The organism is Novosphingobium decolorationis, assembly GCF_018417475.1.
Classification (GTDB): domain Bacteria; phylum Pseudomonadota; class Alphaproteobacteria; order Sphingomonadales; family Sphingomonadaceae; genus Novosphingobium; species Novosphingobium decolorationis.
On sequence record NZ_CP054856.1, the window covers coordinates 3,618,215 to 3,633,487 of the forward strand.

Consider the following 15,273-nt stretch of genomic DNA (forward strand, 5'->3'; position numbering starts at 1 on the left):
TGGCTCGGGCGCGGTCGCGCCTTTGTCATCGGGAGTTAGTGCGCCCCTGCGCCAAGCGCAAATGAAGCTGAGTGATTGTACCCGAAAGCGGGAGGCTACGTGGTTTGGCGAAGAGCTCAGGCGAAGAGCAGGCCGAGCACCTTGAACAGGCCGGTGAGGGCAAAGGGCAGACCGATCGCGATCCCCCACAGGAGCAGGCAGTCACGGCGGCAGGCGGGCGCGAGCGCCGGATCGCGGGCCTCACGGTCTGTGAGGCTGTTCCAGCGCGCTTCGAAACGGCGGCAGGCCGGGATGATGGCCAGAACCAGCACAATCAACGCGAAATAGGGGAGCAGCGAACCTTCACCGGCCTTGAGCGCGCCAATGGTCACGAAGATCTGGAGCGCGGTGTAGACGAGGAGGGCATAGGCGATGTGGTCGCTCATGCGGCGGCGCCAGTCGAGCGTGGCGGCAGGGCGGCCACTGGCAGGGGCAGGCTCGTGGGCCTTGCGGTCGGGAAAGGCGGCGCTGGCCTTGGGGGAGTTGCTGTCCATTGGCTGAAAGCCCCATATGTCCTCGTGAGAGGCCAATTAGACCACTCTTGGCGCGGCGAATCAAGATTGCGGGAACTTTTCCAAGCCGTAAACGTGCTGCCTCGACATATTCGTGCGTTGGAAGGCACGCTGCGCGTATCGTCGGCCACAAACATGCACGAATCCTGCCATTTGCACGGCGAGGGTCCAAAACCGCCCTTGCCGAGCCCCCGCGCTCCGCTTACATCCGGCAGGTAATGACTGCACCTACCGATCTGGACGCCGCCCCCGCGCAGGCGATGCGCGCCGAGGCCGCGGGCGATGGCCTCGAAGTGATCTCGATCGCCAAGAGCTATGACAAGCGCACGGTTCTCAGCGACATTTCCCTCTCGGTCGCCAAGGGCGAGGTTCTGGGCCTGCTGGGCCCGAACGGTGCGGGCAAGACCACCTGCTTCTATTCGATCATGGGACTGGTGAAGCCGGACTCCGGGCGAATCCTGATGGACGGCGTCGATGTGACGCGCCTGCCCATGTACCGCCGCGCGATCCTGGGTCTGGGCTACCTGCCACAGGAGACCTCGATCTTCCGCGGCCTGACCGTGGAACAGAACATCGGCGCGGTGCTTGAGCTGAACGAGCCGGACCGCGACGTGCGCGCCAGCGAACTGGAGCGCCTGCTCGACGAGTTCGGCCTCACTCGCCTGCGGGGAAGCCCGGCGATGGCGCTTTCGGGCGGCGAACGCCGCCGCGCCGAGATCGCCCGCGCTCTTGCCGCGAAGCCCTCGATCATGCTGCTGGACGAGCCGTTCGCCGGCATCGATCCGCTCTCGATCTCGGACATTCGCCACCTCGTCGCTGATCTCAAGACGCGCGGCATCGGTGTGCTGATCACCGACCATAACGTGCGCGAGACGCTCGACATCGTGGACCGCGCCTGCATCATCTATGGCGGGCAGGTCCTCTTTGCTGGTAGCCCCGAGGCGCTTGTCGCCGATGAGAACGTGCGCCGGCTCTACCTGGGTGAGGGTTTCACGCTGTGAGGCCCCTGCCAACAGGAACCTGATCCATGGCGTTGGGGCCAAGGCTGGACTTACGCCAGACCCAGTCGCTCGTCATGACGCCGCAGCTCCAGCAGGCGATCAAGCTGCTGGCGCTGTCCAATCTCGAAATCGAAGCTTTCATCGGCGATGCGCTCGACGCCAACCCGCTGCTCGACGTCGGCCGTGATCCCGCGCCTTCGGGCGAGGATGGGGCGACCTCTCCCGAAGCGGACGTGCGGCGCACTTCGCTTGAGCAATCGCCGGCCGACCGGCTGATTGGTGAGGGGCGCGGCGGCGAGGACAATCCTCTCGACATCGATACAGGCGCCATCGACCGTGATGTCGACACCGGCGATGGCGAGCGTCTGTCCCTGTCCGACGGTGCCGTGTCCGGTGCCGCGCCATCGGGCGAGGGCGACTGGGGCGCGGCGCTCGTCGGCAGCGCGGGCGAGGACGGCCCGGGCATCGACGAACGTGCGGGCGGCGAGGAGAGCCTCTTCGACCACCTCGATGCGCAGGTCGGCGCCGTCACCGGCGATCCGGTGCGGGCGGGCATCGCGCGCTATATCATCGGGCTTCTGGATGAGGCGGGCTACCTGCCGGTCCGCCTGGAGGACGTGGCCCACGATCTGGGGGCGGAGATGGCCGAGGTCGAGCAGGGACTGGCCCTGGTGCAGTCGCTCGATCCGACCGGGGTGGGCGCGCGCAGCCTGTCGGAATGTATCGCGCTGCAGGCCATTGAGGCCGACCGCCACGATCCGTGCATGGCGCGCCTGATCGCCAATCTCGACCTTGTCGCGCGCGGTGACCTCACCCGGCTCAAGCGCATGTGCGGGGTGGACGATGAGGACATGGCCGACATGCTGGCCGAACTGCGTTCCTACGATCCCAAGCCGGGCCTGCGTTTTGGCGGCGAACCGGGCGGGGCGGTGACCCCGGACATCCTGGTCAGCGCGCGGGACGATGGGGGCTGGGATATCCGGCTCAACGAGGCGACCCTGCCGCGTCTGGTGGTCAACCGGGGGTACTACGTCGCGCTCAAGGGAAGCTGCGAGGACAAGACCTCGCGCGCCTGGCTTTCGGAGAAGCTGGGCGATGCGAACTGGCTGATCAAGGCGCTCGACCAGCGCCAGAAGACGATCCTCAAGGTCGCGAGCGAACTGGTGAAGCAGCAGGACGGCTTCTTCCGCAAGGGCGTCTCGCAACTGCGCCCGCTCACCTTGCGGGCCGTGGCCGAGGCGATCGGCATGCACGAATCGACGGTGAGCCGGGTCACTTCGGCCAAGTTCCTCAACTGCGCGCGCGGGACCTTCGAGCTCAAGTACTTCTTCTCCTCGGGTGTCGCCTCCGCGAGCGGGGAGGGCGGGGCATCTGCCGAAGCGGTCAAGGCCGCGATCCGCCAGTTGATCGACGCGGAAGACCCCAAGGCGGTGCTCTCCGACGACACCCTTGTCGAACTGCTCAAGGAAAAGGGGTTCGAACTCGCCCGGCGCACGGTCGCGAAATACCGCGAGGCAATCGGCCTTGGCAGTTCGGTGCAGCGCCGCCGTCAGAAGAAGATCGCAGGCGCGGGCTGACGCGAATCCTGCGCTGACGCGTCCTTCGCAAAACGCCTTTCCCCAGCGCGCTGCGGGTAAGGATTGCCATTTGTGCATGATCCTGTCTAAACGGCGCAACGAAACGCCCCCACCCGGGCGGCTGACACCTGCCCCCTTCACCCGGATGGCGCCGTGCTGGAATGCGGCGCCTGTTCGGGAAGGGGGGCTCTTTCGCGCTCTTACCTAGGCGCCTCTTTCCACCTCCTTGACCGTCCTTGCCTAGCCTTCGCCGCGCGCCGCAGTCCCGGCGCCGAGGCCATGGGGAGGCGCGCGCATGATACCCAAGACATTCCATTTCATCTGGGTAGGCGATGAAAGCCGCCGTCCGGACAACTGCATCGAGACCTGGCGCAAGGCGCATCCGGACTGGGGCTTTCGTCTCTGGGGCAACGCCGATCTCGACGGGCGCGCGTGGATCAACAAGCGCCACATGGACGCCATGCGCGAGCGCGAGTGGAACGGGGTTGCCGACATGCTGCGCTGGGAGATCCTCTACGAACACGGAGGGATCGTCTTCGATGCCGATTCGGTCTGCACGCGGCCGCTTGACGAGGACCTGCTCGATTGCCCGGCCTTTGCCTGCTGGGAAAGCGAGATCGCCCGGCCCGGCCTGATCGCGGCGGGCTACTTCGGCTGCCAGCAGGGCAATCCGTTCGTGAAGGGCATCATCGATACCATCGCCGCGCAAAGTTCGGTCGTCGAGGACATGGCTTGGAAGACGGTCGGCCCGCTGCGCCTGACCGAGTGCTATCGCAGCTTTGGCTACACGCCCTTGCGCATCTACCCCAGCCATTACTTCATTCCGCGCCATTTCACCGGCGTGACCTACCAGGGCAACGACCCGGTCTACGCGCACCAGCTCTGGGGAACCACCGCGCGGCAGTACGACACGCTGCACACGGTGGATGTGAGCACGATCGGGCGCGAGGGCGGGCAGGAGGCGGCCCCCGAGGTGGCGGAGGCACCCGCAGCCGAGCCGGCACCTGCGTCTCCTGCGCCCGAGCCTGCTCCCGCTGCGCAGGCGCATGCCGATGCGTCCGCCGTGCCGCTGGGCGCGCCGACCTCCCCGCTGGAAAAGATCCACGCGCCCTACTTCCTCCAGCGCGTGCCGGTGGGATCGGAGCTGGCGCGTCTGCCTCGCATGGATGTCTTTGCCAGCCTCCTCCAGGGGCAGCGGGTGCTCCACGTGGGCTGCGCGGACTGGCCGATCACCGATCCGGCGACTTCGCTACACGTCCGCTTGCAGGCGCACTGCGCGCATCTTGACGGGCTCGATCCGCATGGCGAGGCGCTCGAGCAGCCGCGCCCGCACGTGACCGGGGAGCTCTTCACCGACTTTGCGCAGGTTCACGCCAGTTACGATGTGGTCCTTGCCCCGGAAGTGATGGAGCATGTGCCCGACGTCGAACTGTTCCTGGCCCAGCTCGAGAGCGTCGATGCCAAGATGTACCTGATTTCGGTGCCCGACGCCTTCCAGTGCCGCGCGCGCCATTTCGATTACCAGGCCGAAACCGAGATATTCCTGGAGGGCGTCCATCCCGACCACAACGTCTGGTACACGCCCTACACCTTTGCCAACACGCTGCGAAAATACAGCCACCTCGACCTTCAGCGCATGTGGTTTTTCAATGGTATATCGCTGCTGGCTCTGCTCAGCCGACGCGAGCTGGCGCAGGCTGCCTGACCGGGCGCTTGCCTCGATAGGGTCTGCCGCGTACCATGAGCGGACCAATAACGCGTGAGGAGCCGCACCGCCGTGAACATCTGACACACAGCAATACACCCTGTCTGTCATTGTACCGTGCGAGTGCATCCCATGTCTTTTCTCACGCTGGACGGCGTGGCGTTCCGAACCCTGGAAGGCCGCGCTCTCTTCTCCGAACTTTCGCTCTCCATCGGCCGCGAGCGCATTGGCCTCGTCGGGCGCAACGGGTGCGGCAAGTCCACCCTGCTGGGCGCGATTGCCGAGGGGCGCAGCGCCTCGGCGGGACACATCGTGCTTTCTGGAACTGCGGGCCTTCTGGCGCAGGACTGGCCAGGAGATTGGGCCTTGGGCCACGTGCTCGGCGTGGCCGAACCACTCGCCTGCCTTGCGCGTATCCTCGCAGGAGAGGGACGCGAAGAGGACTTTGCGGCGGCCGACTGGACGCTGGAGGAGCGCCTCGCGGCGATTCTCGATCGGTTGGGTCTGCCGGGCCTTGCGCTGGAACGGCGGGTCGCCAGCCTGTCAGGCGGCGAGCGGACACGGGTCGGTCTGGCCCGGCTGCTGCTCGAAGCGCCCGATCTGCTCCTGCTGGACGAGCCGACCAACAATCTGGATGCCGCAGGACGCGACCTTGTGGCCCAGGTCCTTGCCGACTGGCCGGGCGGCGTGCTCGTCGCCAGCCACGACCGTGCTCTGCTGGAGGGTATGGACCGGATCGTCGAGCTTGCGCCCACCGGCGTGCGCACGGTCACGGGCGGCTGGTCGCAGTTCGCCGCGATCCGCGATGCCGAGCGCGTGCGGGCCGAGGCCGAACTGGAGCGCGCCGAGGCGGACCTGGGGCAGGTGCGCCGGGCGGCGCAGGCGCAGAAGGAGGCCAAGGCGACTCGCGACAAGGCTGGCCGCGCCTTTGCCGCAGGCGGCTCGCAGGCTAAGATCCTGCTCGGGCGGCAGGCCGAGCGTGCGCAGAACAGCGGTGGGGCCCTGAGCCGTCAGGCCACGCGCCAGAGGGGCGAGGCCGAGGACCGCCTTGCTCAGGCACGCGGGCAGGTGGAGGTGCGCGTTCCCGTGCGCATGGATGTGCCGTCCTCCGGTCTGCCTGCGAATGCGCAGGTCCTCTCGCTGCAGGCGGTCACCCTCTTGCGGGCGGGACGGTCGTTTGGGCCGTGGTCGCTCGACATCAAGGGGGCGCGCCGCATCGCCGTCACAGGTCCCAACGGGGCGGGTAAGACAACCCTGCTGCGCCTCGCGGTAGGCGAGTTGGCTCCGGAAACCGGTGCGGTTGTGAGGGCGGAGGGGCGCGTGGCCTGGTTCGACCAGCACCTGGGACAGCTGGCGGGCGATGCGGACATCCTTGCCAACTACCGTCGCCTCAATCCGGGCGTGCAAGAGGAAGACGCGCGCGCGGCGCTCGCCCGCTTCGGCTTCCGGGGCGAGGCCTCGCGCCAGTTGGTCGGCACGCTTTCCGGAGGCGAGCGCCTGCGCGCCGGGCTCGCCTGTACGCTGGGCGGAGCGAGGGCACCCTGGCTTGTGGTCATGGACGAGCCGACCAACCACCTCGACATCGAATCGGTCGAACTGCTCGAAGATGCCTTGCGCGACTATGATGGGGCGCTGCTTGTGGTCAGCCACGACCGGGCCTTTCTCGAAGCCATAGGGATCGAGGAACAGGTGGAAATAGGGAGATGATACAAGGGGCCATCGCCCCTTGACCCCAAAACGGGCAACCTCACCTCTTTCAGCCAAGGCTGCGCGCGGGAGGTGAGGGTGACGGGTTCGGGGAGCCCGAGGGCGATGGCCCTCGGATCTTTTCTTCCTGTCTTCTTCTATTCCACGAAGAACGGTGCGGGAGCCTCTCCATCGAGGTGGCGCTGGTGCATCGTCTCCAGCGCGCGTTCGAAGCGGCGGGTGTAGGCGGGTGTGTCGAAGAGGGCGCAGCTCATCCGCGCCTCGGTTAGGCGCTGGCGCAGCGCGGCCAGGCGCTCGGGATGGCGGGCCAGAGCCAGGGCGCAGGCCTCGTATTCGCCGGGACTGGTCGTGGCCAGTTCGGGGAGGCCGGCGGCTGTCACCAGACTGGCCGCGACGCGCGCGGCGAACTGGCGGCCGGCCAGCGTCAGGACCGGGAGCCCAGCCCAGAGCGCATCGCTCGCGGTCGTGTGCGCGTTCACCGCGAAAGTGTCGAGGAAAAGATCGGCCAGCGCGAGCCGCCCGAGGTGCTCGGCGTGAGGAAGGGAGGGAGCGAAGACAAGGCGCGCCGGATCGACGCCGCGCGCCTCGGCCTCGCGCCGCAGGTTCGCTTCGGCCCATTCGTTCGAGCGCAGCAGCCAGAGCGCCGAGCCGTCCACCTGGCTCAGGAGGCGCATCCAGATGTCCCATTCGGCGGGCGAGATCTTGTAGGTGTGGTTGAAGCTGGCGAAGACGAAGCCCTGTTCGGGCAGGCCATGGCCCGCGCGCCCCTTCGTGTCGGGGACGATCATGCGCTGGTTGTCGTTGGCCTGGTAGCTTCCGGCCAGGCGAACGATGGCTTCGGAGAAATGCGCTTCGGCGCCTTCGGGCAGGGCCACCTCGTCGGCCACGAAATAGTCCATGCAGGCGTGCCCCAGCGTTCCGGGATAGCCCATGTGGGCCACCTGCACAGGCGCCAGACGGTGCCCGAACATGCGCGAGCGGGTGCCGCGCGTGTAGCCCTTGAGGTCGATCGCGATATCGAGGTTGTCCGCGCGGGCGCGGCGCATGACCTCCTCGTCGGTCAGGCTGCCGATCTCGGTGAAGGCATCGACCTGGCCTTTCAGCACGGCGCGGTGGTGGTCTTCCTCGCGCTCGGGACCGTAGCTGTAGAGGTGGACCTCGAAGCGGCTGCGGTCGTGTTCACGAAAGAGCCCGCTCATCAGGTAGAGCGTGGCGTGGTTGTGAAAGTCGGCCGAGAAGTAGCCGATGCGGATGCGCCCGTCGCGGCTGGGATCAGGCGCGGGCAGGCTGGCGGGTTTGGCGGGATAGACGTGCGCCGCACAGGCGCGCGAGCGCTGGTGCTGGTGGGCGGGGTCGTCACGGAAGGGCAGGGAGGCGAAGGGCTGCACCGCCCCCACGTCTGCGCCCAGGGTCAGGGCGTATTCGCCGCGCGCACGCCAGTCGCACATGTGGGCTTCCTCGAAGAGCGCCTGGAGCCGTGCGGATGCGTCCGAAGGGGCCAGGGCCAGTGCGGCGCGAAACGAGGCGACGGCTTCGGGCAGGCGGTTCATGAGGATCAGCGCCTTGCCGCGATTGACCAGAGCCTTGCCGTTGTCCGGGGTGATCGCGAGGGCCTTCTCGAAACACTCGAGGGCTGCGTCCACCCGGTCGAGCGCGAGCAGTTCGCCGCCCATGTTGTTGATGGCATCGGCGTGTTCGGGGCGCAGGTGGATGGCCCATTCGTAGCAGGCGACGGCGTCGTCGCGCCGGCCCATCTTCGCGTTGAGATTGCCCAGGTTGTAGTAGGCGTCGACATAGCTGGGATCGATGGCGAGGGCCTGGGCGAAGAAGTAGCCGGCCTCCTCGTCGCGGCCGGACTGTTCCAGCAGGTTGGCCAGGTTGTAGCGCGCATCGGCGTAGGTCGGGGCGCGGGCGATGACCTCGCGGTAGAGCTCTTCCGCCTCGGCGTCGCGGCCCTGGCGGCGCAGCGCGATGGCCAGATTGTTGCAGCTGGCATGGGCGCTCGGGTCCGCGGCGATGGCGGCGCGAAAGGCGGTCTCGGTGCGCAGGTTGTCGCCCAGCGCGAGAAGCGCGGCGCCGTAGAGGTTCTGCACGCCGTGGGAATGCGGGAAGGCGCGCGCCAGCGCTTCGCCCTCGCGCACGGCAAGGCCCATGTTGCCATCGCGATAGGCCGCGACCAGGGTGTCGAAGCGGCGCTGGGCCGAGGTGCCGCTGGGTTCATCGAGGGCCTTGAGCGCGGCGCGTACACGGGTGTTGTTGGGGTGGCGTTCGAGGACATCGTGGTAGATCGCGCGCGCGGCATCGGCGTCGCCGCGCTTGGCCGCGCCCTTGGCCTTGATCAGGAGGGTTTCCAGTCCGCTCATGGTTCCTCGTGCTCTTCCCGGGATCTGACCTGGACATAACCGGACGTGGTGGACGTTCGGTGATCTGGATCCCCGGTAGAGTTGCGTAGGAGCCCGCCTCGGGTTGCGGGGCTTGCAAACGTTCGCATACCCGCTGGGAGGACGCTTTCATTGCGGCGGGGAAGGTTACTTTCCACTGTGCAAGGGGAGTGGCCGCAAAGGGCGGTGATCCCCCGGCAAGATGCTCGTTTTCCCGTATGTTTTTCAGGTTTGGCACACCTCTTGCTGAACTTGCCGGCATTGGAACCGCACATTTCGACACGGACGCGGGAAAGGTCAGCCGGATGGCAATCGAAACATTCTACGACGTGATGCGTCGGCAGGGCATCACCCGCCGCAGCTTCAACAAGTTCTGCAGCCTGACGGCGGCGGCGCTCGGGCTCAGCCCGGCCCATGCCCAGGACATCCGCCATGCCATGGAGACCAAGCCGCGCATTCCCGTGCTCTGGCTGCACGGCCTTGAATGCACCTGCTGTTCCGAAAGCTTCATTCGTTCCGCGCATCCGCTGGCCAAGGACGTGATCCTGTCCATGATCAGCCTCGACTATGACGACACGATCATGGCCGCGGCGGGCGAGCAGGCCGAGGCGATCATCGCCGAGACCATCGAGAAGTACGATGGCAACTTCATCCTCGCGGTTGAGGGCAATCCCCCGCTCAACCAGGAAGGCATGAGCTGCATCATCGGCGGTCGTCCTTTCCTCGAGCAGCTCAAGCACGCAGCCGACCACTGCAAGGCGATCATCTCGTGGGGCAGTTGTGCCTCGTGGGGCTGCGTCCAGGCCGCGCGCCCCAACCCGACCCAGGCGACGCCCGTTCACAAGGTCCCGGGCCTTGCCGACAAGCCGATCATCAAGGTCCCCGGCTGCCCGCCCATCGCCGAAGTCATGACCGGCGTCATCAGCTACATCCTGACCTTCGACCGCTTCCCCGAACTGGACAACCAGGGGCGGCCCAAGATGTTCTATTCCCAGCGCATTCACGACAAGTGCTACCGCCGTCCGCACTTCGATGCGGGCCAGTTCGTCGAGGAATTCGACGATGAGGGCGCGCGCAAGGGCTATTGCCTCTACAAGGTCGGCTGCAAGGGCCCGACCACCTACAACGCCTGTTCGACCGTGCGCTGGAACGGCGGCCTCTCCTTCCCGATCCAGGCCGGGCACGGCTGCATCGGCTGTTCCGAAGACGGCTTCTGGGACAAGGGCAGCTTCTACGAGCGCCTCTCCGACATCCAGGGCTTCGGCATCGAGGCCGACGCCGACCAGATCGGTGGTGCCGCCGCGGCTGCTGTTGGCGCGGGCGTGATCGCCCATGCCGCCGCGAGTGCGGTCAAGCGCGCCCGTTCGGGCAGTTCCCCGGCCCCCGCCGACACCACGACCACCCATGAGGACGCCTGAGCATGGCCACGCTGGCAACCCCTAACGGCTACACCCTCGACAACACCGGCAAGCGCGTCGTCGTCGATCCCGTCACCCGCATCGAGGGGCACATGCGCTGCGAGGTCAATCTCGACAGCAACAACGTGATCCGCAACGCGGTCTCCACCGGTACCATGTGGCGCGGTCTGGAAGTGATCCTCAAGGGCCGCGATCCGCGCGACGCGTGGGCCTTTACTCAGCGCATCTGCGGCGTGTGCACCGGCACCCACGCGCTGACCTCGGTGCGCGCGGTGGAGAATGCGCTCGGCATCGAGATCCCGGAAAACGCGAACTCGATCCGCAACATCATGCAGCTCTCGCTGCAGGTGCACGATCACCTGGTGCACTTCTACCACCTCCACGCGCTCGACTGGGTGAACCCGGTCAATGCGCTGAAGGCCGACCCCAAGGCGACGAGCGAGCTCCAGCAGATGGTCTCGCCCGCGCACCCCAACTCCTCGCCCGGCTACTTCCGCGACATCCAGACGCGCCTCAAGAAGTTCGTCGAGAGCGGCCAGCTTGGCCCTTTCAAGAACGGCTACTGGACCAACCCTGCCTACCTGCTGCCGCCCGAGGCGGATCTCATGGCCGTGACGCACTATCTGGAAGCGCTCGACTTCCAGAAGGAGATCATGACCGTGCGCACGATCTTCGGGGGCAAGGACATCCACCCCAACTGGCTGGTGGGCGGCGTCCCGTGCGCGATCAACATCGACGGCGACATGGCCGCGGGCGCGCCGGTCAACATGACCTCGCTCAACTACGTGCGCAAGATCACCGACAAGTGCATCAACTTCGTCAAGAACGTCTACGTTCCCGACGTCATTGCCATCGGCAAGTTCTACAAGACCTGGCTCTATGGTGGGGGCATCGCGAACAAGTCGCTGATGGCCTACGGGGACATTCCCGACCGCGCGAACGACTACAGCCCGGAAAACCTGATGATGCCGCACGGCGCCATCGTCGACGGCAAGCTGACCGACATCCACCCGGTCGACCTCACCGACCCTGAACAGATCCAGGAATTCGTGCCGCACTCTTGGTACAAGTACCCGGACGAGAGCAAGGGTCTGCACCCCTGGGACGGCATCACCGAGCCGCACTACGAGCTGGGCCCCAAGGCCAAGGGCACTTCGACGCGGATCGAGGAGCTCGACGAGGGCGCCAAGTACTCGTGGATCAAGGCGCCGCGCTGGCGTGGCCACGCGATGGAAGTGGGCCCGCTCGCCCGCTACATCATCGGCTACCAGCAAGGCCGCAAGGACATCCAGGAGCAGGTCGATGGCTGCCTCTCCGCGCTCGGGCTGCCGATGGAGGCGATGTTCTCGACGCTGGGCCGCACCGCCGCGCGTGCGCTGGAGGCGCAGTGGGCCGCCGAGAAGCAGGCCTACTTCCTCGACAAGCTCATCACCAATGTGAAGAACGGCGACACCGCGACCGCCAATACCGCCAAGTTCGATCCCAAGACCTGGCCCGACGAGGTCAAGGGCGTGGGCTTTACCGAAGCCCCGCGCGGAGCGCTGGCGCACTGGATCCGCATCAAGGGTGGCAAGATCGAGAACTACCAGTGCGTGGTTCCCACCACCTGGAACGGCACCCCGCGCGACAACGAGGGCAATATCGGCGCCTTCGAGGCCTCGCTGCTGGACACCAAGGTGGAGCGCGCCGAAGAGCCGGTGGAGATCCTGCGCACGCTGCACAGCTTCGATCCCTGCCTCGCCTGCTCGACCCACGTGATGGGGCCCGACGGGCAGGAACTGGCCGAAGTCAAAGTGCGCTGAGGAAAAGGAAGATGACGATGTTCGAACGCACCTCGCCTGCGCGCACCGCAGCACTTGCCGTCGCTCTGGCCGCGGGCCTGGCCGCTACCCCCGCTCTGGCCCATCCCGGCCACCTGGGCGATGGGCTGGTCGCGGGTCTGGCGCACCCCTTCCTGGGGCTCGATCACCTGCTCGCCATGCTGGCGGTGGGCCTCTGGGCGGCGACCCGCAAGGCCGCACAGGCCTGGCAGGCCCCGGCCGTGTTCCTTGCCTGTCTTGCGCTGGGCGGCGTTCTTGGCCTGGCAACCGGTGCCATCGGCGCGCTCGAGGGCGTGGTGGCAGGATCGCTGATCGTGCTCGCCGGGTTGCTGGTTGCCGCGCCCTTCGTCGGCAACCGCACGGGGCTTGCCCTGATCGGTCTCTTTGCACTGGCCCATGGTCATGCCCATGGCGGGGAAGCGAGTGGTCTTGTCCCCGCCTACTTCGCTGGGTTCCTGGCCGCATCGGCCGCGCTGCACCTCATCGGCTGGAAGGTTGGTTGCCACCTCTTCGCCTCGCCGGTCGGGCGCTGGGCGGCGGGTCTTGGCATTGGCGGTGCGGGGCTGGCCCTCGCCTTTAGTTGAGCGGCTTCGGCCAGGAGAAGGGACGCGTCATGGCGAGCACGACCTCCAAACCCCACACCGAGGAAACGGTCTACGTCTACGAGGCGCCCGTGCGCCTGTGGCACTGGATCAACGCGCTGGCGATCCTCGTCCTGTGCCTGAGTGGCTATCTCATCGGCAAGCCGCTGCCCGCGATCGGCGGGGAGGCTTACGACCACTTCATGTTCGGCAAGATCCGCTTTGCGCATTTCGTCGCCGGACAGATCCTCGTCGTGGGCTTCGTCTTTCGCTTCTACTGGGCCTTCGTTGGCAACGCGCACGCGCGTGAGATCTTCCACGTGCCGCTGACCCGCGGCTCGTACTGGAAGGAAATCTGGCACGAAATCAAATGGTACGCGATGATGGAGAAGTCGCCCAAGAAGTACACCGGGCACAACCCGCTGGCGCGCATCTCCATGCATATCCTGTTCGTGTGGGGCATCGTCTTCATGATCCTGACCGGTTTCGCGCTCTACGGCGAGGGCGAGGGGCCGGGCGTGATCCATACCCTCTTCACCAGCTGGGTGATCCCGCTCCTTGGCCAGAGCCAGGACGTCCACACCTGGCACCACATGGGCATGTGGGTGATCGTGATCTTCGTCATCGTCCATATCTACGCCGCCGTGCGGGAAGATATCATGAGCCGCCAGTCGATCATCTCCTCGATGTTCTCGGGCTGGCGGACGTTCAAGGATGACGGGTCCCCGGACTGAGGTCCGCCCCGTCCTCCCCCTCGAAGCGCCGGCGGCCGAACTTCCGCCCATCTCTCTCCCAGGTTGCCGGCGCTTCCCTTTCTGTGTGGAAGGATACTTTTCTAAGGAAACCTTCCGATATGGAAGGTTTCTATCCATAGGGCGTGCGCGCAAGCCGTGCGCCGTCACCAAGGAGTGCGCCTTGCCACGGTTGTAGGGCACTTGGCACGGGCTTTGCTGTGCATATTGGCAAGACACTTTCCAATCGGGTCGGGGTGAAGCCGGAACACACGGCCAGCCCCACGGAGAAACGGCAAGACATGGCATCCCCCCCTGACAGCACACCTTCCGTTCTGGTGCTGGGCATCGGCAATCTCCTGTGGGCCGACGAAGGCTTCGGCGTGCGCGCGGTCGAGCACATGCACCGCCACTGGGCCTTCCCGGATAACGTGCGCCTGATCGACGGCGGCACCCAGGGGGTCTACCTCGTTCAGAACATCCGCGAGGCCGACATCCTCGTCGTCTTCGACGCGGTCGACTACGGCCTCGAACCGGGCACGATGAAGCGCGTGGAAGGCGAGGAAGTCCCCCGCTTCCTCGGCGCCAAGAAAGTCTCTTTGCACCAGACCGGCTTCCAGGAAGTGCTGATGATGGCCGAGATGCTGGGCGATCCGCCCGCGCACCAGCTCCTCATCGGCGTGCAGCCGGTCGAGCTGGAGGACTACGGCGGCTCGCTGCGTCCGCAGGTCAAGGACAAGATCGAGCCTGCCATCGCGATGGCGCTCGACTACCTCGCGGGCTTTGGCATCGTGGGCGAGCGCCGCACCGTTCCGCTCGGCGATGCCGAAAGCATCGGCAGCTTGGAGATGGTGCTCGAACGCTACGAGGGGGAGCGTCCCGACGCCGAGATCGCGCCGCGCCATGGCGATGACCGCGTGCTGGGCGCAGGCTTCGTGCCGCCCGCCGACTTCGATGCCGAGATGGCCGAACTGGTCAGCCGCATGCCGCTGGATGCGGCCGATGCGGCAGGCGGGGAGGGCGTGCGCTGATGTGCCTGGGTATTCCCATGAAGGTGGTCGAGGTCGCCGGGCCCGGCCGGGCGCTGTGTGCCAACGGCGATGTCTGGGTCGAGATCGACACGTTGCTGGTGGGCGATGTTGCCCCCGGCGAATGGCTGATGACCTTCCTTGGTGCCGCGCGCGAAAAGATGGACGAGGTGAGCGCACTGCGCAGCCGCGATGCCCTGAGCGCGCTCGAAGCCATCATGAACGGCGGTGAGGTCGACATCGAAGCGGCCTTTGCCGACCTCATCGACCGCGAACCCCAATTGCCTGAACACCTGCGCAGCGGAGCCCCCAATTGATGACCCCCGTACTCGATTTCTCGCCGCTGCTGGAGGGTATCTGCCAGCGCCATGGTTACCCTATCGTGGGCGAGGCCGATCTCGACGCCGTCCTGGCCGACACGCCGCTGGCCCTGCTGTTCTTCTGCGGGGACCACCGCCGTCTGGCCGAGAGCAACGATGTGGCCGTGGTCCTGCCCGAACTCGACAAGGCGCTGGCGGGCCATGCGCGCGTGCTGGTCTGCGCGCGCGAGGATGAGCGCGCGCTTCAGCGCCGCTTTCGCTTCACCGCATTTCCCGCGCTCGTCTTCCTGCGCGAGGGACGCTACCTCGGCGCCATCGAGGGGATCCGCGACTGGTCCGACTACCTGGTCGAGATCCCCGAGATCCTGGGGCGCGAGCCGAGCGATCCGCCTGCCTACAAACTGCCCGCCGGTTGCGGCGAGAGCCGCTGAGGAGCCCCCATCCCATGACGTC

General features: G+C 66.6%; 13 protein-coding genes. 11 read left to right on the forward strand and 2 right to left on the reverse strand.

Features of this window, described 5'->3' with window-relative positions:
• Positions 1-116: 116 nt before the first annotated feature.
• The gene (locus tag HT578_RS16840; protein ID WP_239026328.1) at positions 117-533 is read right to left on the reverse strand and encodes a hypothetical protein; all 417 of its coding nucleotides are present in this window, start codon (positions 531-533) and stop codon (positions 117-119) included.
• 236 nt (positions 534-769) lie between these two features.
• Here HT578_RS16840 and lptB point away from each other — a divergent pair, with 236 nt between their 5' ends.
• The 4 genes from lptB (at position 770) to HT578_RS16860 (ending at position 6,541) form a co-directional block, all read left to right on the forward strand.
• Positions 770-1,552 (forward strand): LPS export ABC transporter ATP-binding protein, encoded by a 783-nt coding sequence (gene lptB / locus HT578_RS16845; RefSeq protein WP_039388878.1) that lies wholly within the window; start codon positions 770-772, stop codon positions 1,550-1,552.
• Between the two features lie 26 nt (positions 1,553-1,578).
• Positions 1,579-3,129, forward strand: a complete 1,551-nt coding sequence (rpoN, locus tag HT578_RS16850) for an RNA polymerase factor sigma-54 (RefSeq protein WP_213500785.1) — start codon at positions 1,579-1,581, stop codon at positions 3,127-3,129.
• A gap of 295 nt (positions 3,130-3,424) precedes the next feature.
• On the forward strand, positions 3,425-4,834 hold the full coding sequence (locus HT578_RS16855; protein ID WP_213500786.1) for a glycosyltransferase: 1,410 nt from the start codon (positions 3,425-3,427) through the stop codon (positions 4,832-4,834).
• A gap of 132 nt (positions 4,835-4,966) precedes the next feature.
• Positions 4,967-6,541 carry an ABC-F family ATP-binding cassette domain-containing protein gene (locus HT578_RS16860; RefSeq protein ID WP_213500787.1) on the forward strand — a complete coding sequence of 525 codons (1,575 nt, stop codon included), beginning with the start codon at positions 4,967-4,969 and terminating at the stop codon, positions 6,539-6,541.
• Between the two features lie 137 nt (positions 6,542-6,678).
• Here HT578_RS16860 and HT578_RS16865 read toward each other — a convergent pair whose 3' ends face one another.
• Positions 6,679-8,904: a tetratricopeptide repeat protein gene (locus tag HT578_RS16865; protein ID WP_213500788.1), complete on the reverse strand. Its 2,226-nt coding sequence runs from the start codon at positions 8,902-8,904 to the stop codon at positions 6,679-6,681.
• 323 nt (positions 8,905-9,227) lie between these two features.
• On the opposite strand from HT578_RS16865, the gene HT578_RS16870 reads away from it, so the two are divergent.
• The 7 genes from HT578_RS16870 (at position 9,228) to HT578_RS16900 (ending at position 15,251) form a co-directional block, all read left to right on the forward strand.
• Positions 9,228-10,340 (forward strand): hydrogenase small subunit, encoded by a 1,113-nt coding sequence (locus tag HT578_RS16870; protein WP_213500789.1) that lies wholly within the window; start codon positions 9,228-9,230, stop codon positions 10,338-10,340.
• 2 nt (positions 10,341-10,342) lie between these two features.
• Positions 10,343-12,142, forward strand: coding sequence for a nickel-dependent hydrogenase large subunit (locus HT578_RS16875; protein ID WP_213500790.1), 1,800 nt, complete (start codon positions 10,343-10,345; stop codon positions 12,140-12,142).
• A gap of 11 nt (positions 12,143-12,153) precedes the next feature.
• Positions 12,154-12,744 (forward strand): HupE/UreJ family protein, encoded by a 591-nt coding sequence (locus tag HT578_RS16880; protein ID WP_239026329.1) that lies wholly within the window; start codon positions 12,154-12,156, stop codon positions 12,742-12,744.
• Positions 12,745-12,773: 29 nt separating this feature from the next.
• Positions 12,774-13,475 carry a Ni/Fe-hydrogenase, b-type cytochrome subunit gene (gene cybH / locus HT578_RS16885; RefSeq protein WP_213500791.1) on the forward strand — a complete coding sequence of 234 codons (702 nt, stop codon included), beginning with the start codon at positions 12,774-12,776 and terminating at the stop codon, positions 13,473-13,475.
• Between the two features lie 299 nt (positions 13,476-13,774).
• Entirely contained in the window at positions 13,775-14,503 is a 729-nt protein-coding gene (locus tag HT578_RS16890) for a HyaD/HybD family hydrogenase maturation endopeptidase (RefSeq protein ID WP_213500792.1), read from the forward strand.
• Positions 14,503-14,817, forward strand: a complete 315-nt coding sequence (locus HT578_RS16895) for a HypC/HybG/HupF family hydrogenase formation chaperone (protein ID WP_213500793.1) — start codon at positions 14,503-14,505, stop codon at positions 14,815-14,817. Before HT578_RS16890 ends, HT578_RS16895 begins: the two co-directional genes overlap by 1 nt.
• Positions 14,817-15,251 carry a thioredoxin domain-containing protein gene (locus tag HT578_RS16900; RefSeq protein WP_039388866.1) on the forward strand — a complete coding sequence of 145 codons (435 nt, stop codon included), beginning with the start codon at positions 14,817-14,819 and terminating at the stop codon, positions 15,249-15,251. Before HT578_RS16895 ends, HT578_RS16900 begins: the two co-directional genes overlap by 1 nt.
• The last annotated feature ends 22 nt before the right edge of the window (positions 15,252-15,273 follow it).

Coding starts and splice junctions, on each gene's coding strand:
- HT578_RS16840 (WP_239026328.1), bottom strand. CDS start 533: ATGGACAGCAACTCCCCCAAGGCCAGCGCCGCCTTTCCCGACCGCAAG.
- lptB (WP_039388878.1), top strand. CDS start 770: ATGACTGCACCTACCGATCTGGACGCCGCCCCCGCGCAGGCGATGCGC.
- rpoN (WP_213500785.1), top strand. CDS start 1,579: ATGGCGTTGGGGCCAAGGCTGGACTTACGCCAGACCCAGTCGCTCGTC.
- HT578_RS16855 (WP_213500786.1), top strand. CDS start 3,425: ATGATACCCAAGACATTCCATTTCATCTGGGTAGGCGATGAAAGCCGC.
- HT578_RS16860 (WP_213500787.1), top strand. CDS start 4,967: ATGTCTTTTCTCACGCTGGACGGCGTGGCGTTCCGAACCCTGGAAGGC.
- HT578_RS16865 (WP_213500788.1), bottom strand. CDS start 8,904: ATGAGCGGACTGGAAACCCTCCTGATCAAGGCCAAGGGCGCGGCCAAG.
- HT578_RS16870 (WP_213500789.1), top strand. CDS start 9,228: ATGGCAATCGAAACATTCTACGACGTGATGCGTCGGCAGGGCATCACC.
- HT578_RS16875 (WP_213500790.1), top strand. CDS start 10,343: ATGGCCACGCTGGCAACCCCTAACGGCTACACCCTCGACAACACCGGC.
- HT578_RS16880 (WP_239026329.1), top strand. CDS start 12,154: ATGACGATGTTCGAACGCACCTCGCCTGCGCGCACCGCAGCACTTGCC.
- cybH (WP_213500791.1), top strand. CDS start 12,774: ATGGCGAGCACGACCTCCAAACCCCACACCGAGGAAACGGTCTACGTC.
- HT578_RS16890 (WP_213500792.1), top strand. CDS start 13,775: ATGGCATCCCCCCCTGACAGCACACCTTCCGTTCTGGTGCTGGGCATC.
- HT578_RS16895 (WP_213500793.1), top strand. CDS start 14,503: ATGTGCCTGGGTATTCCCATGAAGGTGGTCGAGGTCGCCGGGCCCGGC.
- HT578_RS16900 (WP_039388866.1), top strand. CDS start 14,817: ATGACCCCCGTACTCGATTTCTCGCCGCTGCTGGAGGGTATCTGCCAG.